Origin of the sequence: Microbacterium sp. BR1, from assembly GCF_002812725.1 — a bacterium.
GTDB lineage: Bacteria > Actinomycetota > Actinomycetes > Actinomycetales > Microbacteriaceae > Microbacterium.
The window spans coordinates 126,001-148,756 of the sequence record NZ_NMUN01000005.1; the positions used below are offsets into that span (position 1 = coordinate 126,001).

Sequence of the window (22,756 nt, forward strand, 5' to 3'; positions counted from 1 at the left end):
GCCCGACCACCCACGGCCCGAACCATCACCGGAGCAGATCATGATCGACGGCGTCCTTCTCTCTCACGTCCTCCTCTGGTCGATCGGAGCGCTCACCGTCATCGGCGCCGTCCTGACGGCCGGTGCGTTCTGGTCCATGGGCCGCTCCGGCTACCGCAAGGACTGACCCCGACCGCGCGGCCGAGTGCGCCGGACTCCGGCGAGGCCGCGGGATGTCGGCGAGCCCGTCGAACATCGACGGTCGGAGAGCGGATGAATCGACGACAACGGGCACTCTCGCCGGTCGACCGGCGCGATAGCCTGGAACCCTCCCCTCTTGTAACGCAAGGAGCGCGCGTGTCGCAGAACGATCCGTCCCCGCAGGTCAACACCTCGACCGACCGGGAGGACTCCCCCGGTTCGGCGCCGGAGCACGAGGGCGCCCCTCGACCCGAAGACGTCACGCGCGAGACATCCACCCCCACGGGCCCGGGTGAGGGCGGCGCAGCGGTCGCGAACATCGGCGTCGTCGGCCTCGCCGTCATGGGATCGAACCTCGCCCGCAACCTCGCCCGCCGCGAGGGCAACACGGTCGCGATCTACAACCGCAGCCACGACAAGACCGAACACCTGGCGGCGACGCACCCCGAGGCGGGCTTCGTCCCGACCTTCGACTACTCCGGGTTCGCCGCATCTCTCCAGAAGCCGCGCGCCGCGCTCATCATGGTCAAGGCGGGCGGGCCGACGGATGCCGTGATCGATGAGCTGGTCAAGGTGTTCGAGCCGGGCGACATCATCATCGACGGCGGGAACTCGCTGTTCACCGACACGATCCGCCGCGAGCGCGCCGTGCGCGAGACGGGCATCAATTTCGTCGGCATGGGCGTTTCGGGTGGCGAGGAGGGTGCCCTCGAGGGTCCGTCCCTCATGCCCGGTGGTTCGGACGAGTCGTGGGTCACGCTCGGTCCGATCCTGCGCTCGATCGCCGCGGTCGCCGAGGGAGAGCCGTGCGTGACGCACATCGGCCACGACGGTGCGGGGCACTTCGTGAAGATGGTGCACAACGGCATCGAGTACGCCGACATGCAGCTCATCGCCGAGGCCTACGACCTGATCCGCCGCGGCACGGGCAAGTCCCCCGCCGAGATCGCCGACGTGTTCGCCGAGTGGAACACCGGCGAGCTCGAGTCCTACCTCATCGAGATCACCTCCGAGGTGCTGCGCCAGGTCGACCTCGACACCGGCAAACCGCTCGTCGACGTGATCCTCGACCAGGCCGGGGCCAAGGGCACCGGTGCGTGGACGGTTCAGACGGCCCTCGACCTCGGGGTCCCCGTCTCGGGCATCGCCGAGGCGACGTTCGCGCGCTCGCTGTCATCGCACCCCGAGCAGCGGTCGGTCGCCCGCGACCTGCCGGGTGCGGAAGAAGAACTCGAGCTCGAGGACGAGGACGCGTTCATCGAGGACGTACGCCTCGCGCTCTTCGCCTCGAAGATCGTGGCGTACTCGCAGGGCTTCGACGAGATCCGTGCGGGCGCCGCCGAGTACGACTGGCAGATCGACCTCGGTGCCGTCTCGAAGATCTGGCGTGCGGGATGCATCATCCGCGCGCAGTTCCTCAACCGGATCGCGGATGCCTACGCCGAGACTCCCGACCTGCCGGTCCTGCTCACGGCGCCGTACTTCGTCGACGCGCTCACCCGCGCCCAGGGCGCGTGGCGCCGGATCGTCTCCGCGGCCGCGACCGCGGGCATCCCCGCTCCCGCCTTCTCGTCCTCGCTGGCGTACTACGACGGACTGCGAGCGGAACGCCTGCCGGCCGCGCTCATCCAGGGTCAGCGCGACTTCTTCGGCGCGCACACCTACAAGCGCGTGGACAAGCCCGGCACGTTCCACACGCTGTGGTCGGGAGACCGCACCGAGGTCGAAGCGACCGACACGCACTGAGCCGGGCCGCCCTCTATTGAGCAAGGACTCCGAGGGCGAGGACCGAGAAGACGCCGACCGTCGTCCCGAGGACTCCGGCGGCGGCTGCGACGACGGCGAGAAGCGGCGTCGGTCGCAGCTGGCGTCGCGCGATCGCGATCGACACGCATCCCAGTACGAGACCGACGGGCGCGACGACGACGGATAGGACGAGCGCCAGGATCGTCAGGATGCTCGTCGAGCCCCAGTCGATCGTCCGATCCGGCGTCGTCGGAGCCGCATCATCCGGTTCGTCCTGCGTCCATCGCAGCCCGTTCCACCAGTGGAGCGTCCCGCGGCCGTCGAGATACCAACCGGGTGCCGCGGCTTTCTCGGGCGGCGACATGGCCTCCTCGCCACGGCGCCGACCGTTCGGCCGAGCGCTACGTATAAATAGCACATGCAGATGCTACTCATAAGTCTGTAGATACATAAGTAGCAACGGATCACCGTGGAAGGCGTGATCGGTGACCTTCAGACGACGATTGGTCACAATCTCCGACGCCATCGCGAGACCCTCGGCCTCTCTCAAGAGCAGTTCGCCGAACTCCTCGGAGTGCACCGCACGTATATGGGGGCGGTCGAGCGCGGCGAGCGCAACATGACCCTTCAGACGGTCGAGCGCCTCGCCGAGCAGTTGCACCTCGACGCGCTCTCCCTGATGGAGGCGCCGCTCACGCGCCCGGTGCACACGCCGCGCCGCGCCGGACGCCGCAGCGCCTGACTGTCATTCGGGAACTCGCCGGGGTAGCGTCGGGCACATGCGTGTGCTCTTCATCGGCGGAACCGGAACCATCAGCGCGGCCTGCGTACGTGCCGCGATCGACGCGGGACACGAGGTCAGCGTGCTCAACCGCGGCTCGGGACGACGTCCACTGCCGCCGGAGGTGCGCGAGATCGTGGGCGACATCCGCGACGAGGACGCCACGCGCGCGGCGCTCGGTGGCGCGTCTTTCGATGTCGTCGCGGACTTCCTGTCGTTCACTCCCGAGCATGTCGCGACGGCCCTGCGGCTGGTCGAGGGACGCACCGGGCAGTACATCTTCATCAGCTCCGCGTCGGCGTACGACAAACCGCCCCGGCACCTGCCCGTGACGGAGTCCACTCCCCTCCGCAACCCGTTCTGGAAGTACTCGCGCGACAAGATCGCCTGCGAGGACGTGCTCGTCGGCGCATACCGCGACCGGGGGCTGCCGGTGACGATCGTCCGCCCGTCGCACACCTACGATCACGCACTGTTGCCGACGATGGGCGCATGGACCGACATCGCCCGGATGCGCGCGGGCAGGCCCGTCGTGGTGCACGGCGACGGCACGAGTCTCTGGACACTGACCCACAGCGACGATTTCGCCGTCGCCTTCACGGGTCTGCTCGGCGCGCCCGAGGCGATCGGTGAGGCATACACGATCACCGGCGATCACGCACCGACGTGGGATCAGATCTACGGATGGCTCGCGCGGGCCGCGGGCGTCGCGGAACCGCGACTCGTGCACATCGCGTCCGAGACGATCGCGGCGTTCCGCCCCGATCTGGGCCCGGGGCTCGTCGGCGACAAGGCGCACTCCATGGTCTTCGACAACGCGAAGATCCGAGCCCTCGTGCCCGAATTCCGCACGACGGTGACGTTCGACGAGGGTGCGCGACGCATCCTGAACCACTACGACGCGAACCCCGGGTTGCAGATCGTCGACGCCGAGTTGGACGCCGCATTCGACCGCATGGTCGAGCACGCGGACTCGGCCGGCTAGGAGCACCGGTCCCGGCTGTACCCTCCCGCCGAAGTGGGACAAGCCCCACGACGATGTCCCACTTTCCCTCGCAAAGAGTTGCCTGTAGCGAGCGAAAGTGGGACACACGCCCCGAAAAGGGGGACATGGAGGGCGGGTCAGCGCGGGATGTCGCGCACAGCACCCTTTTCGAGCCGCAGCCGACGCTTCGCGCGGCGAGCGACCGCCGAGTCGTGCGTCACCACGATGAGCGTGAGCCCCGACTGGTGCAGCCCCTCGAGAAGGCGCAGGATCTCGTCCCGCATGCTCTCGTCGAGGTTGCCGGTCGGCTCGTCGGCGAGGAGCACGCGGGGACGCTTCACGATCGCCCGGGCGATCGCGACGCGCTGCTGCTGGCCTCCCGACAGCTCGCCGGGCCGGTGGTCACCCCGGTCGCCGAGGCCCACATGACCGAGCGCCTCGGTGACCCGACGCTCGCGCTCCGCACGATCCAGCCCGAGCGGCTCCAGCCCCATGTCGACGTTCTCGTGCGCCGTCAACGTCGGGAGCAGGTTGAACCCCTGGAACACGAACCCGATCTCGCGCGCCCGCAGCGCACCGAGCTCCGCGTTCGACGCGGACGCCATGTCCGTGTCGCCGAGCACGACCGACCCCTCGGTGGGGCGATCCAGTGCACCGAGCAGCTGCAGCAGCGTCGATTTGCCGCCACCCGTCGGTCCCTGGATCGTGATGAAGTCGCCCTGCTCGATCTCCAGGTCGACATCGTGCAGAGCCCGGACCTGCCGCCCCTTCTGCACGTACGTCTTGCCGACGCCGCTGAGCCGGTAGAGGACGGATGCCGGGGCATCCGGGTTGGGGTGCGCGCCAGTCTCGATCATGGTCATCGTCTTCTCTCCTGTCGTGTCCGTCATGGATCAGCCCACCGAGCGCAGGGCCTCGGCGGGGCTGAGCCGCGCCGCGCGCCAGCCGCCGAAGGCTCCGGCGATGAGGCCGCCGGCAACGGCGAGCCCGATGGCCGCGACGATCACCGCGGGGGTCAGGGGTGCGCTCAGGACGACGTCCGTCGCGGCCTGAGCCGCGGGAGGTCCCCCGAAGCCGCCCATGCCCCCGCCGCCCGGGCCGGTCTGCGTCGTGGCCTCGGTGGCTGTCGAGGTGGCCGTCGAGATGGTCGGCGAGACGATATTGATGGCCAGAACGCCCGCCAGCCCGAGAACGAGACCGACGACGCCGCCGATGAGTCCCTGAACGAACGACTCCCCGGCGACCTGGCCGACGACGCGTCCGTTCGACCATCCGATCGCCTTCAGCGTGCCGAACTCGCGGGTGCGCCGAGAGACGCCCGAGATCGTGAAGAGCACGGCGAGCAGGACGGCGACGGCGAGGACGATGACCGAGAGCCAGGTGCCGAGGTTGGTGATGAGCGAGCTCGCGCTGGACAACGATCCCGAGACGGACGAGGCCAGGTCGGCCTGCGAGCTGACGGTGGCGTCGGGCAGCGCCCCGGCGAGCTCCGCCTGTACCGTCGCGATCGCATCGGCCGAGTCGGCCTGCACGTACACGGTCGAGATGACGTCGCCGACGCCCGAGAGCGCCTGGGCGACATCGAGGGGCAGGTAGACGTTCGCGGCGGTGTCGGCCTCGTTCGACGTGGAGGCGACGACGCCGACGATCTGCATGGCGGTGCCGCCCACATCGATGGTGCCGCCGACCGCGAGCGCGTTGGCCGCCGCGTAGGTCGCGTCGACGAGGACCACGTTCTGTCCCACGTCGTCGGTGCCGAGAGCCCGACCGTCCTGGAGCGTCACGGCCGAGAGGGGGCCCACGGACACGGCTGAAGGATCGATGCCGAGCACCGTGAACGATTGGATGTCGAAGGCGCTGCCACCCGCGCCATCCGGCCCGCGCGCCGGCGGCTCGCCGCCCTCACCGGGCTGGCCCATCTGCGACATGTCGGGCATCTCCCCCGAAAAGGTGGTGTTGGTCAGGCTCAGCGCACCCGATGCGCCCGAGACACCGTCGAGGCTCGCGACCGTTGCGAGGGTCGAAGCGTCGAGCGTCCCGCGCACGCGATCGGCCATCAGGCGCGACTGGCTGAGCGAGGTGGTGCCGTCGGATGTCTCGCCCTCGCCATCCTCGAACTCGAACTGCGGTCCCCCGCCCGCGCCGGGCGCGGTCGTCGCGCCGGTGACCGTGAGATCGGTCCCCACCCCGTAGACCGACTCGAGCGCCTGGGCCTGGGCATCACGCACCCCCGCCGACAGCGAGTTGACGATGATGACGAGCGCGATCGCGACGCCGAGCCCGGCCGCCACGATGATCGTCTGCTTTCGACGGCCCGCGAGTTCGCGGCGTAGATAGGTCCCGTACATGTCTCTCCTCCTGTCCGGCCCGGCGACCGGAACGGGTTCGACGCTAGGGAGAGCGCTGATGCGCGCCTCAAGATCCGCTTATGCGTTTCTGATGTGCGGACACGCATTCACAGCGAACGCATATCCGGCTCCATAGCAAGCACATAGATTTCGGCCGACAATGGGCACATGACTTCCGCCGCTCCCGCCCTGCACCGCCCCGACGGCACCGCTCTGCGCATCGCCGTCGTCGACGACGAGCAGATGCTGACCGACCTGCTGTCGATGGCGCTGCGCATGGAGGGCTGGGAGGTCAAGACCGCGGCGAGCGGCTACGAAGCGCTGCAGCTCGTGCGCGACTTCGAACCCGACGCGCTCGTGCTCGACATCATGATGCCGGACCTCGACGGCATGGCCGTGCTGCACCGGCTGCGGCAGTCCGGCGACGACGTGCCCGTGCTGTTCCTCACCGCGAAGGACGCCGTGGCCGACCGGGTCGCCGGGCTCACGGCCGGCGGGGACGACTACGTCACCAAGCCCTTCAGCCTCGAAGAGGTCGTCGCGCGCCTGCGGGGCCTCATGCGCCGGGCCGGATCGGCGTTCGCGGACGAGGCCGAGCCGATCCTGCGCGTCGCCGACCTGTCACTCAATGAGGACAGCCACGAGGTCGAGCGCGCCGGCACCCAGATCGAGCTGACCGCGACCGAGTTCGAGTTGCTGCGCTTTCTCATGCGCAACCCGCGCCGCGTGGTCTCGAAGGCGCAGATCCTCGACCGCGTCTGGAACTACGACTTCGGCGGCCGATCGAGCGTCGTCGAGCTGTACATCTCGTACCTGCGCAAGAAGATCGACGCGGGACATCCGCCCCTCATCCACACCGTCCGCGGCGTCGGGTACATGATCAAGGCGCCCCAGTGACCACACCCGCGCCACCCGCGGTCGACTCTCCCGCGCCGACGGATGCTTCGAAATCCGCGCCCCCCGAGAGCCGCCGCCCGCGGACACCGTGGACGCTGCAGCGACGGCTGATCCTGACCGTCGTGAGCATCGTGTCGCTCATCCTGGTGCTCGTGTCGATCGTGACGAGCGCGGTGCTCGGGCGCGTGCTCGAGGGCAACGTCGACGACCGGTTGGCGACGCTCGGCACCAGTGCACTCTCGATGCCGCCGGGCTTTCCGGGCGCGAACGCCACCGCGTACCAGATCCTCGAGGCCGGACGGCAAGAGCCCGGGTTCCTCCTCGCGCTGCAGGGCGCCGACGGCATGACGACGGGTGCCGTCGTCGACGACGAGACGCTCGGGGTGAGCAGGCTCAACGCGGCGCAGGTCGAACGGATCATGGATGCCGCAACCGGGGGCATCTCGACGGTCAACGTCGGCGGCGGACTCGGCGACTATCGCATCATCACGGTCCGCAACAGCGCGACGAACGAGACCGTGGGCGCTTTCGGTCTGCCGCTCGAAGACGTCCAGCAGACGATCGCGAGCCTGCTGACGGCGATCGCCCTGCTGACGGCGGGCGGCTTGGTGCTGCTCGGCGTCGCGACCGCGTGGACGATCCGGCGCGGGCTCCGGCCGCTGCACGCCGTCGCCGACACGGCGTCGCGCGTCGCCCGCCAACCCCTCGACCAGGGTGCGGTCACGATCCTCGAGCGTGTTCCCGAGGCACAGGCCGACGACCGCACCGAGATCGGCCGGGTGGGTGCGGCACTCAATACGCTGCTCGATCACGTCGACGCATCCCTCGACGCCCGCCAACGCAACGAAGAGCGGATGCGCCGGTTCGTCGCCGACGCGAGCCACGAGTTGCGCACGCCCCTCGCCTCGATCCGCGGCTACTCCGAGCTGTCGCTGCGCGATCGCACCCTGAGCGAGACCAGCGAGCAGTCGCTGCAGCGCATCCAGGCACAGTCGCTCCGGATGACGGGGATCGTCGAGGACCTGCTGCTGCTCGCGCGCCTCGACGAGGGGCAGGAGCTCGTCTACGGCACATCCGACCTGTCTCGGTTGGTCGTCGAAGCCGTCGGCGACGCGCAGGTGGCGGCTCCCGACCATGCCTGGAGCATCGAGGTCGGCGACGAGCCCGTGCTGATCGCCGGGGATACCGCGCGACTGCACCAGGTCGTAGCCAACCTGCTCGCGAACGCCCGCACGCACACCCCCGCGGGAACACACGTCACGGCGAGCGTCGTGCGCGAGGGATCCGATGCCGTCGTGCGTGTGCACGACGATGGGCCCGGCATCGATCCGGCTCTGCAGGCCGAGCTGTTCGAGCGATTCTCGCGCGGCGACACCTCACGGGCCCGCCAGACCGGAGGGTCCGGGCTCGGCCTCTCGATCGTGCGGGCGATCGTCGAGGCGCACGACGGCACGATCACGATGCGGAGTGCGCCCGGCGACACCGAGTTCGAGGTCCGCCTCCCCGCGAAGCCGCGCGACCCCGAGGACTGAACGCGGGAACTCTTGCGACCGCCGGTTCGGTGAGAGAACTCTCATCCGCGAGCTCTGAAATGGGCCGCGATGACGCGGATTTTCGGCCTCGGATGTCGGAGGTCGTTCGTAGAGTATCGAACATGAGTTCGAATCAGACCCTGGACGTGGAGGCGCTCGACGATGCCTCCGTTCTCGGTCTGGTCGAGGGAATCGTGGCGTTGCGCAAACAAGCAGCACAGGTCCACGCGGCCGAGGTTCGGTTGCTCGCGACGGCGGGCGAACTCGCGGCATCCCGTTCGGCGGCGTTGCGTTCGGATTCGCGGGAGCGTGAGATGCACCTGCGCTCGATCGCGGCGGAGCTCGCGCTCGCGGTGCGCGCCTCCGACCGGACGGTGCAACGCCAGATCAACGACGCCGTCGTGCTCGCCGAGGACTTCACCCCGGTGCTCGAAGCCCTCGAAGAGGGCCGGATCTTCGTGGGCCACGCGCGCGTGATCCTCGACGCGGGCACGCCGATCCAGGACCCCGAGGCCCGCCTCGTGTTTGCCGCCGACGCGGTCGCACGGGCCGAGAACCTCTCCCCCGCACGCCTGCGCCCCGCGGTCGAGGCTCTCGCCGAACGCCTCCAACCCCGCACCGTCACCGAACGGCACCGCGACGCCCGCGCCGACCGTGCGGTCACGGTCACCGACCGGCCCGACGGGATGGGCGAACTCATCTACATCGGCCCCGCCACCCTCGTCCACGGCATCTACGACCGCCTCACACAGCAAGCACGCGCCGTCCGCAACGCCGCTCAGCCGGGCGCGTCGTTCGGGCCCGCCGCCGTGGATCCGAGCGCGGGCCGGGGCACGGGTGCCGCCACGACGGATGGTGCGGGTGTCGATACCTCTGACCGCACACCCGAGCTCGCCCCCGACTCGCGCACGATCGACCAGCTCCGCGCCGACGTCTTCGCCGACATGCTGCTCACCAGCGCGCCACAAGACGACCCCACCCTCGACTCGGCCGCCGATCCGTCGCTGGGGTTCGGCGGGCTCGGCGCCATCCGGGCGATCGTGCACGTCACTGTCCCCGCGCTCGCCCTCGCCGGGTTGAGCGACGAGCCGGCCGAACTCGTCGGACGTGCGCCGATCGACATCGACACCGCCCGCCGCCTCGCGGGCCGCGCGACCGGGTGGGATCGAGTGCTCAGCGACCCCGTTCACGGCGGGATCCTCGCCGTCGACCGGTACACCCCCAACGCCGACCTCAAACGCTTCCTCCGCGCACGCGACGAACACTGCCGATTCCCCGGATGCCGCCAACCCGCCCACCGCTGCGACATCGACCACGGCCACGACTGGGCCCACGGCGGCACGACGTGTGCTCACAACCTTCATCACCTCTGTCGACGCCACCACACCCTCAAGCACGCGACCCCGTGGCAAGTCAGGAATCTCGGCGGCGGCGTCCTCGAATGGACCAGCCCCACCGGCGCCATCTACATCGACGACCCACCATCCCGCGTCCGCTTCACCCCCACCGAACCCCCACCGAACCCCCACCACCGTTCTAGGCACCACCCTGCCCACCGGACGAGATCCGCATCACCGCACGAGACCCGCATCGCCCCGCGCGTCGCCGAATTCGCTCATGCTCGCGACCGGCCGTTCGTAACGAGCGAGCCGCCGGAGTGCCCTCGTCCCGCGAACAGGGCGAGACCGCGCGACCGGGCGGGCTCATGAATCGGCGCGGGCGGTTCAGTACCCCGCGAACGCGTCCGTCGTGAGCGAACGAGCCTTGTCGAGCGCCGGGGCGAGCTCGGCGATCAGCTGGGGCGGGCCCGACACATAGGCGTGGCGGGACGACAGGTCGGGCACGACGCGCGGTAAACCCTCGGCATCCAGGCGGACGCCTCGCGCCCACACCCAGTTGGCCGGCAGGTCGCGCGGCTGGTCTCGCGTGAAGACGATGACCTCGATTCCGGATGCCTCGAGCTCGTCGCGGAACGCCAGCTCGGACGCCTCGGACGCGACGTAGATCAGCACCGCATCACGTTCGATGCCGCGCGCCCGCGCCTCGCGCAGTTGCGAGACGAAGGGGGTGATGCCGATGCCGGCCGCCACCAGGAGGACGGGCGCGTTCGGGTTCCGCGGCAGGAGGAAGTCGCCCCACACGCCCGTCGCGGCATAGTCCACACCCGGCGACGCGACGGCAAGCGCCTTCTTGTAGGTGCTCTCGCCCGCTCCGGCCCCCGTACCCGCTCCAGCACCAGCACCAGCACCCGCAACCGCACCCACACCCGCCTTGACGCGGTACGCGATCCGCACGGTCGGCGCGTCGCTCGGTGCCGAGACGATGCTGAACTCCCGTCGCGTGCCGCGGGCGTCGGCTTTAGCGTGGGGCACCTCGAGTTCCAGGTACTGCCCGGCCGCGAATCGCACCGGGCGACGCGCCTCGAACGTCAGCTGCCGGACGGACGGCGTGATCATGCGCGCATCCGCCAGACGCAGCCGCACCGTGTGGTGTGCGGCCCAGAGGAATGCGAGCAGGTTCCCGATCAGCAGCGCACGCTCCTGCCCGAGCGTGAACGATCCGACCGGGATCGGCCAGCCCGCGAGAACACCCACGACGGCCGCGACCGTCAGCTGCTGCCAGCGGCGGGGCGGCAAGGTCAGGGGCTCCGAGAGCATGAACGCGCCCAAGAACAGGAACGGCGACGACCACAGTGCGAACTGCAGTGCCTGCCCCGCGTCGACCGCGAGGCCCGCCGCTTGCGACTGCACCGCGAGGCGCAGCACCGAGACCCCGACCGCGATGACGAAGAACGTCGCCACGACCCGCAGCCGCTCGGTGCGGATCAGCACGAACAGCCCGAGCACGAGCACCGGACCCGCCAGCACGGGCGATCCGACCCACCACGCCGATGCGCCGAGGCCCGTGATCGTGAGCACGGCGGCGCCGACGGCGGCGGGATTGAGGATGTGTCGGCCGCGCCACGCGATCAGGTATTTCGACGCGACCGCGACGACAGCGGCGAAAGCGATCCAGACCAGTTCGAGCGGAACGAGCGTCGGGCGCAGGATGAACAGCAGGATGCCCGCGGTGATCAGCGACGACTCGTGCCGGATCGGCATCTTCAGCAGCCGCTGCACGAGCGCGTTCGCCCCTACGGTCGCCACGAGCAGTACCGCGAGAGTGGCCACGAGCTCGAGCGGTCCGGGCACGACCAGCCCGAAGAACGACAGCACGAGCGCGACCAGGGTCAGCGCCGCGAGCGCCAGCAGCACGAGGCGATACATCGACATGCGTCCGAGGTATCCGCGCACGCGCGTCCACACGCCCACCACCATTGCGATCACGAGTTTCTCCTACGTCGGTCAGGTCAGGTCAGGTCAGGACGGATCAGATCAGGTCAGGTCAGGTCAGGTCAGGCGCCCGTGGGTCGGTCTCGCAGGCTAGCGGCGCTCGTGAACAGTTCGGCGGAGCATCCGTTCGACCACTCCACGCGCCCATCGGTCAGCATCCGCACCCACTCGGCCCCCCAGCGACGTGCGAGCGCGTCACCGCCGTCGAAGAAGAGGGCGGTGGCCAGCGCATCCGCCCGCATCGTCGTGTCGGCGACGACCCACGTCGCCGCGACGGTCCGCACGGGCACGCCGGTGCGGGCGTCGAGCACGTGGTGCAAGCCGTCGCCCCACGCGCGTCGATTCGCGGCCGACGCGCAGAGCGCCGCATCGGTGACCGACCACACGCCGATCGCGCGCGCGGCATCGAACGGATGCTCCAGCGCGATGCGCTGTGTAACGCCGGTCACGAGCAGGTCGCCGCTCGCATCGACCACGACGCGGCCGTCGGTCCAGGGCTCGAGCGTGCGCGCCACGATGTCGACGAGTCGGCCCTTCCCCAGCGCTCCGACGTCGATCGTGCCGGGCGCATCGAGCGCCAGGCGCGCATCGCGCCACCGCACGCGGGCGGACCAGTCTCCGGGCGCCGCGAGCGGCTCCGCGGCCCGGAGCGAGTACTCCGCGTCGTAACCCAGGCGCTCGAGCGACGCCCCGACGAGCGGGTTGACGGCACCGGATGTCGCGAGCGAGAGCTCTTCGAACGCCTCGAACATCGCCGCGGCGTCGGACGGAACGGGTACGGGCCCCCCACCGCGCGCGAGCAGCGAGACGAGCGAGTCGGAGCGGAAGCGCGACCACGCGGCGTCGAACTCTCCGATGACCCGATCCACGGCCGCGCGAGCATCCGCGGACAGGTCATCGACCGTATCGACACGCCAGCGCGTGCCGATCGCGTCGAACTCCCACGTCGCCGGGAGCTGCCCCGGGGAGCGCGCCAGCGGGGACACGGTCAGCCTGCCGCTTCGACCTTGATCTCGTCGAGCGCTTTGTTGAAACCGCCACTCGTCAGCGACGAGCCGGCGACCCGGTCGACCGAGAGCTCGTTGATGTTCTTTCCCACGACTTCGCCGGTGATACCGCCGATGAACTCGGACTGGTACCGCTTCGACTCGGATGCCTGGGGGTCACCCTTCACCTCGACGGCGGTGACGACGTCATCGGCGAGAGTGATCGTGACCTCGATCTTCTCGACGGTTTCGGGAGTCTGGTACGAACCCGCCGCCGTGTAGGTGCCATCCTTGTACGTCGCGGCTGCCGTCGAGGTGCCCGAGGACTGCTGCGAGGACGACGAGCCGGTGCTGGCCGCGTCCGTCGCCCCGGTTGCCGCGGTGCTGCATCCGGCGAGCGCGAGGGTTCCGGCAACGCCGACCAGGGCGACGCCGATACGAAGCGGGCGGGGGGCGAGGGTATCGCGGATCATCTGGGGACTCCTTCGGGGATGGACCGGGGTCCACAGCCCGATGAGCCGGGTGTCGAACGCCGCTTCCCCGATACTGGTCGAGCTTCCTATGAACTATCTCGGAGCAACCAGCGGGTGATTCGGTAGCCGGATGCCCTGCGGATCAGGCCGCGCCGTCGAACATGCTCGTGACCGAGCCATCCTCGAACACTTCGTGGATAGCGCGCGCGAGCATCGGCGCGATCGGCAGGATGGTCAGGCCCGGGAAGCGGCGGCTCTCGGAGAGCGGAATCGTGTCGGTGACGACGACCTCGTCGATGGCGACGTCCTGCAGGCGCTCGGACGCGGGATCGCTGAAGACCGCGTGGGTCGCCGCGACGATGACGCGCTCGGCACCCGCGGCCTTGAGAGCCTGCGCGGCCTTCACGATCGTGCCACCGGTGTCGATCATGTCGTCGACGATCAGGCAGACGCGCCCCTCGACGTCACCGACGATCTCGTGCACGGTGACCGTGTTGGCGACCTTCGGGTCGCGGCGTTTGTGGATGATCGCCAGCGGCGCCCCGAGGCTGTCGGACCAGGTGTCGGCGACGCGCACGCGACCCATGTCGGGCGAGACGACGGTCAGCTTTGCCCGGTCTTCCGGTGAAAGCGTCCGCTGGAAATACTCCAGCAGGACGGGCTTGGCGAAGAGGTGGTCGACGGGACCGTCGAAGAAGCCCTGGATCTGCGCGGCGTGCAGATCGACGCTCATCACACGGTCGGCACCCGCCGTGCGCAGCAGGTCGGCGATCAGGCGCGCGCTGATCGGCTCGCGCCCACGGCCCTTCTTGTCCTGGCGCGAGTACGGGTAGTACGGCGCGACCACCGTGATGCGCTTGGCGGAGGCGCGCTTCAGGGCATCGAGCATGATGAGCAGCTCCATGAGCCACTCGTTGACGGGGTGTCCGAACGACTGGATGACGAAGACGTCACAGCCGCGGATCGAGACCTCGAAGCGCGTGTAGATCTCGCCGCTCGCGAACGTGCGGTGCTCGGTCGGCGCGAGCTGGATCCCGAGAGCCTCGGCGACCTCGTTGGCGAGGTCGGGTGCGGAGCGTCCCGAGACGACGACCAGCCGCTTCTTCGTCTTGGCGACGAGTCCGGGCGCGATGTCCAGATCGCGATCGAGGTCAACCGTCTTCTTCTTGCGAGCCATTGGGGGCCTTCTCTGCGGCCTGAGCCGCGGCAGTGCCGGGTCGGTTGCGTACGACCCAGCCCTCGACGTTGCGTTGCGAGGCCACGGTCAGTGCGAGCGCGCCCGGCGGAACGTCCTTCCGCACGACCGTACCGGCACCGGTATAGGCCCCGTCCCCGATTCTAACGGGCGCGACGAACACGTTGTGTGCGCCGGTACGCACGTGGTCGCCGACCTGCGTGCGGTGCTTCTCGACGCCGTCGTAGTTGGCGATGATCGTCCCCGCGCCGACATTGGCGCCCACGCCGACCTCGGCATCGCCCAGGTAGGACAGGTGGGGCACCTTGCTGCCGTCGCCGATGCGGGTGTTCTTCGTCTCGACGAACGTGCCGATCTTCCCGCGTGCGCCCAGGTAGGTGCCGGGCCGCAGGTACGCGAAGGGGCCGACGGTCGCGCGCGCGCCGATCACGGCGAGCGTCGCGTCGGTGCGCGTGACGGTGGCGTCCTCGCCCACCTCGCAGTCCACAAGGCTCGTGTCGGGGCCGATGATGGCACCCTCGGCGATGCTCGTGGCGCGCAGGATATGCGTGTTCGGCAGCACCGTCACGTCGGGCGCGAGCGATGCCGTCACATCGATCCACGTCGTGGCGGGGTCCTGAACGGTGACGCCCTCGAGCTGCCAGCGGCGCACCGTGCGGGCGTTGAGCTCAGCGGCGGCCGCCGAGAGCTGCACACGATCGTTGATGCCGAGTGCGGCCGCCGGGTCGGGCGCGAGCGTGGCACCGATCGTCATCCCGGCCGTGTGGAAGAGCGCGACGACGTCGGTCAGGTACCGCTCGCCCTGCGCGTTCTCGTCGCGGAGCGCGACGATCTCTCGCCGCAGCGGGGTGGACTGAAAGATGTATACCCCGGCGTTGATCTCGGCGATCGCGCGCTCGTCGGGCGAAGCATCCCGCTGCTCGACGATGCCGGTGACGGCGCCGTCTGCCGCGCGGATGACGCGGCCATACCCCGTCGGGTCTTCGACACGGGCGCTCAGCAGCGTGACCGCCGCGTCCGCCGCGCGGTGCCCGGCGACGAGTTCGGCGAGGGTTTCGGCGTCGAGCAGCGGCACGTCCGCACTCAGGATCAGGATGTCGCCGCCGAACTCCGTCAGATGCTCGAGCGCAACCTGCACGGCGCGACCGGTGCCCGGGATCTCGTCCTGATCCACGACGATCGCCTCGGGCGCGACATCCTGAACCGCGTCCGCGATCAGATCGCGCTCGTGCCGCACGACGACGAGCAGCCGATCGGGGTCGAGCGCGCCCGCCGTGTCGAGCACGTGCTGCAGCAGCGACCTGCCGCCGATGCGGTGCAGAACCTTGGGCGTTCGCGATCGCATCCGCGTGCCCTGACCCGCGGCGAGGACGACGATGGCGAGATTCTGATCAGTCATGCTCCGCCGCCAGGATTCGAACCTAGACCTAACAGCTCCAAAGGCTGTCGTGCTGCCGTTACACCACGGCGGACCGCGACCACCGTGGATCGCCCCTCAAGTCTGCCAGAGCCCGGCGCGGACCTCCGGCGTTTCATCGCGCCCGATCGCCCCGCGAGCCGCAGGCGAGACGAAACGACGCCCGATGCCATGATGGGGGGATGCCACGCGAGAGCGACGAAGTCGACCGGATCGTCGCCGCGTGGACCGCGCAGCGTCCCGACCTCGACTTCTCGCCGCTCGAGGTGCTCTCTCGCGTCGACCGGCTGTCCCGCCATCTCGACCGCGCACGCCGCGCCGCATTCGGGCGGAGCGAGCTCGTCTCGTGGGAATGGGACGTCCTGTCAGCCCTGCGCCGCGCCGGCGAGCCGTTCCAGCTCAGCCCCAAGCAACTCCTGCAGCAGACGCTCGTCTCGAGCGGCACGATGACGAACCGCATCGACCGCCTCGTCGGCCGACGACTGGTGCGTCGCGAGGCCGATCCCGGCGACGGGCGGAGCGTGCTCGTGACGCTCACCGACGAGGGACGGACGCGCGTCGACGCCGCCATCACCCGCTTGGTCGATGCCGAATCACATCTGCTCTCGGAACTGTCGCGCTCCGACCGCGAACGACTGGCAGGATTGCTTCGCAAACTGAGCCTGGGATTCGACGCCGGATGACACGGCCGCAGCCGTCGACTCGGGCGCGGCGCCCATCATCCCGACCGACCGGATCGATCGAAGAGAGACCGCTATGACGAACGCAACCCGATCGGACGAGACCGGCCTTCGTGGATGGCTCCGCCGGGTCTTCGGGGGCCCATCCGCCGTCTACGGGCTGATCCTGTACTCCGCCCTCATCGCGGGCGTCTCGGACGAATCCACCGACAGCCTCGAAGTGCTGATCGTCTCGTTGTTCTCCCTGATCATCTTCTTCATCGCCCACGTCTTCGCGCACACGCTGAGCGACCACGGCGAGCATGGTTTCTGGCACGCGCTCGAGGGCGGGGTGCGCGAGTCTGCGGGGATGTTGTACGCCGCGATCCCCTCGACGATCGTGTTGATCGCGGGCGCGACGACGCGGATGGATGCGGATGACTCGGTCGGCCTCGCCCTGCTCGTCGCCACCATCGTGCTCGGTGTGCTCGGCTACTCGGCCTATGAGCGCCGCGGCGCGGGGCACGTCGTGCGGATCATCGGGGCGGTCGGCACAGCCATCCTCGGCTTGGCGATCATGATCCTGAACTACGCCGTGCACTGACGCGGGAGCTGCCCGCGGTTCGACTACTCGAGCTGCTCCGAGAGCTCCAGCCATCGCTCCTCGAGACTGACGTTCTCGGCCTCGAGCTGCCCGATAGCCGTCATCTTCGCCCCGAGCCCGACGAAGTCCGCCTGATCGTGGTCGGCGAGGGCCGTGCGCTTCGCCGTGATCTCGGCATCGACTTTCGCGATCCGACGTTCGATCGCCGCGAGTTCCTTCTGTGCGGTGCGCAGCTCACCTCCGCTGAGCCCCGCGGCCGCGGCTTTCGTCCCCACGGCGGCGGATGCCGCCTGCGCACCGCCGGCCTTCTGCTGCTCACGTCGACGGCGCAGATACTCTTCGACGCCGCCCGGCAGGTGGCGCAGCCGCGTGTCGAGGATCGCGTACTGCTGATCGGTGACGCGCTCGAGGAAGTACCGGTCGTGGCTGACGACGATGAGCGTGCCCGCCCACGAGTCGAGCAGGTCCTCGATCGCCGCGAGCATGTCGGTGTCGAGGTCGTTCGTGGGCTCGTCGAGGATGAGCACGTTCGGCTGGTCGAGCAAGATGAGCAGGAGTTGGAGGCGGCGCTTCTGGCCGCCCGAAAGATCCTTGACCGGCGTCGAGAGCTGCTCGGATGCGAAGCCCATCCGCTCGAGCAGTTGACCCGGGGTGAGGTCCTGCGCCTTCGAGCCCGTACCGATCGTGTAGCTCGTCCGCAATCCCGAGATCACGACCCGGACGGGGTCGGCGAGGTACGGCTCGAGCGAATCCATCTGCTGTGTGAGGGTCGCGACCTTCACGGTCTTCCCGCGCTTCACCCGGCCTGTCGTGGGCTCGAGCGTCCCCGCGACCAGCCCGAGCAGCGTCGATTTGCCGGCGCCGTTCACACCCAGAATTCCGGTGCGTTCGCCCGGCGCGATGCGCCATTCCACGTCGTTCAGAACGGGCACCCCGTCATAGGCGACGGATGCGTCGAGCAGGTCGACCACGTCCTTGCCGAGCCGCGTCACCGCGAGCGACTGCAACGAAACGCGGTCGCGAATCTCGGGCACGTCGGCGATGAGTTCGTTGGCGGCATCGATGCGGAACTTGGGCTTGGTGGAGCGAGCCGGCGCCCCCCGACGCAGCCACGCCAGCTCCTTGCGGGCGAGATTCTGACGACGCGCCTCGATCGTCGCCGCCTGGCGGTCGCGCTCGACCCGCTGCAGGATGTACGCGGCATAGCCGCCCTCGAAGGGTTCGACGATGCGGTCGTGCACCTCCCAGGTCGTGTTGCAGACCTCATCCAGGAACCACCGGTCGTGGGTCACGACGAGCAGCCCGCCGGAGTTCGGAGCCCACCGTCGCTTCAGATGTTCGGCGAGCCAGGCGATGGCCTCGACATCGAGGTGGTTCGTGGGTTCGTCGAGGGCCAGGATGTCCCAGTCCCCGGCGAGCAGGCGCGCCAGCGCGACGCGGCGGCGCTGACCACCCGAGAGGGCGCCCAGCTTGGCTTCCCACGGCAGGTCGCCCAGCAGCCCCGAGACGACGTCGCGGACGAGCGGATCGCCCGCCCACTCGTGCTCGGGAGTGTCGCCGATGACCGCGCCACCGATGGTCTCGTCATCGTCGAGGGTGTCGCCCTGGTCGAGCACGCCGATCCGCACGCCCCCGCGCACCGTGACCCGCCCGCCGTCGGGCTCGAGACGCCCGGCGAGCATGGCGAGCAGGCTCGACTTGCCGTCGCCGTTCCGGCCGACGATACCGATGCGGTCGCCCTCGTTCACGCCGAGCGAGATCGAGTCGAAGACGACTTTGGTGGGAAATTCGAGGTGCAGGGCCTCAGCCCCGAGAAGATGAGCCATATCCGCTCTAGGCTATGCGACCCGGATGAACGCGCTCGCAGAAAGCACGAGGCGCCCGGGGTGTATGCCGCCGGGCGCCTCGTGCTGCGGAAGGTCCCGTCAAACCTCAGACGAGGCCGTTCTCCTCGAGGAACTGCGCCGCGATGTCGTCCTGCGACATCTCGTCTTCCGTGCTCTGGACGTTCAACGCCACCAGGGCGTCCGCCGTGAGGGCCGCGCTGACGGCGTTGATGACGTCCGCGATCTCGTCAGCGACATCCGCGTTCACGACGGGGACGACGTTGGACGCGAGAAACAGGCCGTCGGGGTCCTCGAGCACGACGAGGTCCTGGGTCTGGATGCGCGGGTCGGCGGTGAAGACGTTCGCGACGTTGACGGTCCCGGCGACGAGGTTCTCGACCGTGGTGTCACCCGTGGGCGAGAAGGTCACCTCGACGCCGTAGACGTCGGCGAGGCCGGTCGGGCCATACGGACGCTCGGCGAGCTCGGGCGGGCCACCCAGCGTGAGCGGAACGGTGACGTTTGCCAAGTCGGCGATCGACGTCAGGCCGTTCTCATCGGCGAAAGCCGCGGTGACGGTGTACGAATCCTGATCGCTCGCCTCGGCCTGATCGAGAACCGTGAGATTGTCGGGCAGTGCCTCCTGCAGGGCGGCGTAGACGTCCTCGGACGTGCGAGCCTCGGTCCCTTCGTCGAAGTACTGCAGCAGGTTTCCGCTGTACTCGGGGAAGAGCGTGATGGCGCCGGACTCGATCTCGGGCATGTAGGCGTCACGCTGGCCGATGTTGAACTGACGCTCGACCTCGAACCCGGCGCCCTCGAGCGCCTGAGCGTAGATCTCGGCGATGATCTCGTTGGAGTAGTACGCCTGCGAACCGACGACGATCGTGTCGCCGGCGGCGGGCCCGCCGCCGGCGGTGTCCTCCTCAAGCGGGTTGCTCGAGGAGCACCCCGCGAGCACGAGCGCTGCGGTGGCGGCGACGGCCGCGCCGAGCGCGAGCCTGTTCTTCGCTGTGAGCATGGTGCTGTCCTTCTCTCTGTGATGGATCTGTGCTGGGTCTGGTGATCTGGGTGGGTGTTCGGTCTGCTCCGGATCGGTGTCCCCCCGGTCAGGCGGCGGAGACCCTCGGTGAGGTCGACACGCGCGCGCCACGCTTGCGCCCCCGGGCGCCCGATCCGCTCACGAGCCCGGCCTTCACCCCGCGCGGCACGACAAGCCGTTCGGCGATCGCGAAGATTCCGTCGAGCACCAGGGCGAGGGCCGCGACGAGGATCGCGCCCGCGAGCACCTGGTTGAACCGATTGAGGTTGATTCCCTGGATGATGTACTGCCCGAGCCCGCCCAGGCCGACGTAGGCCGCGATCGTGACGGTCGCGACGATCTGCAGCGTCGCGGCGCGCAGGCCCGAGACGAGCAGGGGGAGCCCGAGCGGCACCTCGACGCGCCACAGGATCTGCCATTCCGTCATGCCCATCGCCCGCCCCGCGTCCACGACCCGACGATCGATGGCCTCGAACCCGGTGTACGCGCCCGCGAGGATCGACGGGATCCCCAGCAAGACGAACGTGATCACCGCGGCGGCCGGAGTCTGGAGCACCCCCATGACGAGCACCAGCAGCACGAGCAGACCGAACGACGGGATGGCGCGCGCCGCACCGGAGATCGCCACGGCGATCTCTCGTCCCCTGCCGGTGTGTCCGATGATCCAGCCGAGAGGAACCGCGACGGCGGCGGCGATCAGCACCGAGAGGAAGGTGAACCCGAGGTGCTGCGCGAGAGCGACGGGGATTCCCATCGGGCCCGACCAGCGCTCGGGCGCGAGCATCCACGCGAAGGCTTCCACGATCAGGTTCATGCCGTGACCTCCGTCGCGGCCTGCGCCCGGCGGGCGCGACGCTCGGCGCGTCGGCTGGGCTTGCGGGCCCACGGCATGAGGGCACGACCCGCGAGCACGAGCAGGTAGTCCAGGATCAGCGCGATGACCACGACCGCCACCACACCCGCGAGCACCTCGGGGATGATCCGCCGCTGCAACCCGTTGGTGAAGAGATAGCCGAGGTTCTCGACGCCGATGAGGATCCCCACGGTGGCCAGAGAGATCGTGCTCACGGCCGTCACTCGGAGACCCGCGAGGATGACGGGGCCCGCGAGCGGGAATTCGACCGCCCAGAACCGGCGGAACGAACCGTACCCGAGGGCCGTGGATGCCTGACGGAGAGCCGGATCGACCGACTGCAGGCCGTCCGACACCGAACGGACCATGATCGCGATCGCGTAGATGGTCAGCGCGATGATGAGGTTCGTCGGGCTCGTCGCTCGATACCCGAACACCGCGGGCAGCAGCATGAGCAGCGCGAGCGAAGGAATCGTGTAGAGCAGTCCGACGACCGTGATGAGGCCGCTCCGCAGGAGCTTGTATCGGAAGGCCACCCAGCCCAGCGGCACCGCCAGCAAGAAGCCGACCACGATCGCGATGACGCTCTGACGCAGGTGCAGGAGCGTGAGCTCGGCGATCAGGTCGAGGTTGTCGCCGACCCAGTTCACGTCAGCGCCCGATTCACGTCATCGTCCGATCCACGAGCGCGCCCTGCGTGCGGCCTTCGGCGTCGATCACCACCGTGCCGTGATCGGTCTGCTTGAGACGGAGCGCCCGCTTGCCCTTGTCTGCGCCGATGAAGCTCGCCACGAAGTCGTTCGCGGGAGACTCCATGATCGAGTCGGGACTGCCGACCTGTGCGACCGCTGCCCCCTTCTCGAGGATCACGACCTGGTCGCCGAGCAGGAACGCCTCGTCGATGTCGTGGGTGACGAACACGATCGTCTTGCCGATCTCACGCTGGAGGCGCAGCAGCTCTTCCTGCAACTCCGCGCGCACGATCGGATCGACCGCGCCGAAGGGCTCGTCCATCAGCAGGATGTTCGGATCGGCGGCCAATCCGCGGGCCACACCGACGCGTTGCTGCTGGCCACCCGAGAGCTGACTCGGGTAGCGGTCGGCCATGGCGCGATCGAGCCCGACCGTGTCCATGAGTTCTCGTGCACGCTCGCGCGCCTGCTTGCGGGGAGTCCCCTGCAGAACCGGCACCGTGGCGATGTTGTCGATGACCGAGAAGTGCGGCAAGAGGCCGGAGTTCTGCATGACGTAGCCGATGCTGCGCCGCAGCTGCACGGCGTCTCGCGAACGGATGTCCTCGTCGTCGATGACGATCGACCCACCGGTCGGCTCGACCATCCGGTTGATCATCCGCAGCAGGGTCGTCTTGCCGCAGCCGGACGATCCCACGAGCACGGTCGTCTGGTGGGCGGGCAGGGTCAGCGAGAAGTCATCGACGGCCACGGTGCCGTCCGGATACTCCTTGGAGACCGAGCGGAACTCGATCATCGTCGGGGCTCAGCCGTCACGGGACGACCGAGACATCCTTCCCGAAGGCGACGTGGCCTGCGAAGTCGCGACCAACACGCTCGACGGCACCGTCGTACAGATCGGGGTAGCTCCACGCCACGTCCTCGATCATTCCGTCGTCCGTCTGGAGGTGCCAGTACTGCGCGGCGCCCTTCCACGGGCAGGTGTAGGGGGTGGGGCTCTCGACCAGCAGCCCCTCGGTGAGGCTGGACCGCGGGAAATACCAGTTCCCCTCGATCCGGACGAGGTCTTCTTCGGGTGCTTCTGCGACCACCAGGTCGCCCACGACTGCGCGCATCGTTCCTCCTCGGAGAGCGGTGCGTCCGAGCCTAGCGGCCCCCGCAGACACGGGGGCCGGGCTTGCGAAACCCCGGCGGATCCGGATAGAGGG

The 22,756-nt window shown here is 69.2% G+C and carries 23 protein-coding genes and 1 tRNA gene; 9 read left to right on the forward strand and 15 right to left on the reverse strand.

Translation table 11 applies throughout. The features are described 5' to 3' along the window. Window positions 1-40: 40 nt before the first annotated feature. Both CGU35_RS18735 and gndA read left to right on the forward strand, forming a co-directional pair. On the forward strand, window positions 41-166 hold the full coding sequence (locus tag CGU35_RS18735; RefSeq protein ID WP_258034389.1) for a hypothetical protein: 126 nt from the start codon (window positions 41-43) through the stop codon (window positions 164-166). A 332-nt stretch (window positions 167-498) separates the two neighbouring features. Beyond that, window positions 499-1,926: an NADP-dependent phosphogluconate dehydrogenase gene (gene gndA, locus CGU35_RS10350; protein WP_258034408.1), complete on the forward strand. Its 1,428-nt coding sequence runs from the start codon at window positions 499-501 to the stop codon at window positions 1,924-1,926. Between the two features lie 13 nt (window positions 1,927-1,939). On the opposite strand, the gene CGU35_RS10355 is transcribed toward gndA, so the two are convergent. Continuing rightward, on the reverse strand, window positions 1,940-2,290 hold the full coding sequence (locus CGU35_RS10355) for a hypothetical protein (RefSeq protein WP_100811494.1): 351 nt from the start codon (window positions 2,288-2,290) through the stop codon (window positions 1,940-1,942). A gap of 114 nt (window positions 2,291-2,404) precedes the next feature. Here CGU35_RS10355 and CGU35_RS10360 point away from each other — a divergent pair, with 114 nt between their 5' ends. Together CGU35_RS10360 and CGU35_RS10365 are read left to right on the forward strand one after the other, a co-directional pair. Further along, the gene (locus tag CGU35_RS10360; RefSeq protein ID WP_100811495.1) at window positions 2,405-2,668 is read left to right on the forward strand and encodes a helix-turn-helix domain-containing protein; all 264 of its coding nucleotides are present in this window, start codon (window positions 2,405-2,407) and stop codon (window positions 2,666-2,668) included. Between the two features lie 37 nt (window positions 2,669-2,705). Further along, window positions 2,706-3,692, forward strand: coding sequence for an SDR family oxidoreductase (locus CGU35_RS10365; protein WP_100811496.1), 987 nt, complete (start codon window positions 2,706-2,708; stop codon window positions 3,690-3,692). 137 nt (window positions 3,693-3,829) lie between these two features. On the opposite strand, the gene CGU35_RS10370 is transcribed toward CGU35_RS10365, so the two are convergent. Continuing rightward, window positions 3,830-4,555, reverse strand: a complete 726-nt coding sequence (locus tag CGU35_RS10370) for an ABC transporter ATP-binding protein (RefSeq protein ID WP_100811674.1) — start codon at window positions 4,553-4,555, stop codon at window positions 3,830-3,832. Window positions 4,556-4,585: 30 nt separating this feature from the next. Then, complete coding sequence (locus CGU35_RS10375; protein WP_100811497.1) at window positions 4,586-6,040, reverse strand: ABC transporter permease; 1,455 nt, start codon at window positions 6,038-6,040, stop codon at window positions 4,586-4,588. 168 nt (window positions 6,041-6,208) lie between these two features. Here CGU35_RS10375 and CGU35_RS10380 point away from each other — a divergent pair, with 168 nt between their 5' ends. The 3 genes from CGU35_RS10380 (at window position 6,209) to CGU35_RS10390 (ending at window position 10,178) form a co-directional block, all read left to right on the forward strand. After that, complete coding sequence (locus tag CGU35_RS10380; RefSeq protein WP_100811498.1) at window positions 6,209-6,937, forward strand: response regulator transcription factor; 729 nt, start codon at window positions 6,209-6,211, stop codon at window positions 6,935-6,937. Next, window positions 6,934-8,469, forward strand: a complete 1,536-nt coding sequence (locus tag CGU35_RS10385; protein WP_232711260.1) for a sensor histidine kinase — start codon at window positions 6,934-6,936, stop codon at window positions 8,467-8,469. Before CGU35_RS10380 ends, CGU35_RS10385 begins: the two co-directional genes overlap by 4 nt. 122 nt (window positions 8,470-8,591) lie before the next feature. Continuing rightward, window positions 8,592-10,178, forward strand: a complete 1,587-nt coding sequence (locus CGU35_RS10390) for an HNH endonuclease signature motif containing protein (protein WP_157813936.1) — start codon at window positions 8,592-8,594, stop codon at window positions 10,176-10,178. Window positions 10,179-10,193: 15 nt separating this feature from the next. Here CGU35_RS10390 and CGU35_RS10395 read toward each other — a convergent pair whose 3' ends face one another. From CGU35_RS10395 to CGU35_RS10420, 6 genes are all read right to left on the reverse strand, one after another. After that, window positions 10,194-11,786, reverse strand: coding sequence for an FAD-dependent oxidoreductase (locus tag CGU35_RS10395; RefSeq protein ID WP_181003362.1), 1,593 nt, complete (start codon window positions 11,784-11,786; stop codon window positions 10,194-10,196). 77 nt (window positions 11,787-11,863) lie between these two features. Further along, window positions 11,864-12,793, reverse strand: a complete 930-nt coding sequence (locus CGU35_RS10400; RefSeq protein ID WP_374935759.1) for an FAD:protein FMN transferase — start codon at window positions 12,791-12,793, stop codon at window positions 11,864-11,866. Continuing rightward, a complete protein-coding gene (locus tag CGU35_RS10405) occupies window positions 12,790-13,260 on the reverse strand; it encodes an FMN-binding protein (RefSeq protein ID WP_100811501.1) in 471 nt (156 codons plus the stop codon). Before CGU35_RS10405 ends, CGU35_RS10400 begins: the two co-directional genes overlap by 4 nt. Window positions 13,261-13,402: 142 nt before the next feature. Further along, on the reverse strand, window positions 13,403-14,437 hold the full coding sequence (locus CGU35_RS10410; protein WP_100811502.1) for a ribose-phosphate diphosphokinase: 1,035 nt from the start codon (window positions 14,435-14,437) through the stop codon (window positions 13,403-13,405). Continuing rightward, a complete protein-coding gene (gene glmU, locus CGU35_RS10415; RefSeq protein WP_100811503.1) occupies window positions 14,412-15,854 on the reverse strand; it encodes a bifunctional UDP-N-acetylglucosamine diphosphorylase/glucosamine-1-phosphate N-acetyltransferase GlmU in 1,443 nt (480 codons plus the stop codon). Before glmU ends, CGU35_RS10410 begins: the two co-directional genes overlap by 26 nt. A 1-nt stretch (window position 15,855) precedes the next feature. Beyond that, window positions 15,856-15,927, reverse strand: a tRNA-Gln gene (locus tag CGU35_RS10420). A 127-nt stretch (window positions 15,928-16,054) separates the two neighbouring features. Here CGU35_RS10420 and CGU35_RS10425 point away from each other — a divergent pair. Next, on the forward strand, window positions 16,055-16,555 hold the full coding sequence (locus CGU35_RS10425; RefSeq protein WP_100811504.1) for a MarR family winged helix-turn-helix transcriptional regulator: 501 nt from the start codon (window positions 16,055-16,057) through the stop codon (window positions 16,553-16,555). Between the two features lie 73 nt (window positions 16,556-16,628). Further along, window positions 16,629-17,135 (forward strand): hypothetical protein, encoded by a 507-nt coding sequence (locus CGU35_RS10430; protein ID WP_100811505.1) that lies wholly within the window; start codon window positions 16,629-16,631, stop codon window positions 17,133-17,135. A 23-nt stretch (window positions 17,136-17,158) separates the two neighbouring features. On the opposite strand, the gene CGU35_RS10435 is transcribed toward CGU35_RS10430, so the two are convergent. From CGU35_RS10435 to CGU35_RS10460, 6 genes are all read right to left on the reverse strand, one after another. Then, entirely contained in the window at window positions 17,159-18,961 is a 1,803-nt protein-coding gene (locus CGU35_RS10435; RefSeq protein WP_100811506.1) for an ABC-F family ATP-binding cassette domain-containing protein, read from the reverse strand. 106 nt (window positions 18,962-19,067) lie between these two features. Next, entirely contained in the window at window positions 19,068-19,982 is a 915-nt protein-coding gene (locus tag CGU35_RS10440; RefSeq protein ID WP_100811507.1) for an ABC transporter substrate-binding protein, read from the reverse strand. Between the two features lie 88 nt (window positions 19,983-20,070). Continuing rightward, window positions 20,071-20,817 (reverse strand): ABC transporter permease, encoded by a 747-nt coding sequence (locus CGU35_RS10445; protein ID WP_100811508.1) that lies wholly within the window; start codon window positions 20,815-20,817, stop codon window positions 20,071-20,073. Then, complete coding sequence (locus CGU35_RS10450; protein ID WP_100811509.1) at window positions 20,814-21,506, reverse strand: ABC transporter permease; 693 nt, start codon at window positions 21,504-21,506, stop codon at window positions 20,814-20,816. Before CGU35_RS10450 ends, CGU35_RS10445 begins: the two co-directional genes overlap by 4 nt. Before the next feature lie 13 nt (window positions 21,507-21,519). Continuing rightward, window positions 21,520-22,344 carry an ABC transporter ATP-binding protein gene (locus tag CGU35_RS10455; RefSeq protein WP_100811510.1) on the reverse strand — a complete coding sequence of 275 codons (825 nt, stop codon included), beginning with the start codon at window positions 22,342-22,344 and terminating at the stop codon, window positions 21,520-21,522. Between the two features lie 16 nt (window positions 22,345-22,360). Continuing rightward, window positions 22,361-22,663 (reverse strand): DUF427 domain-containing protein, encoded by a 303-nt coding sequence (locus CGU35_RS10460; protein ID WP_100811511.1) that lies wholly within the window; start codon window positions 22,661-22,663, stop codon window positions 22,361-22,363. Window positions 22,664-22,756: the final 93 nt, after the last annotated feature.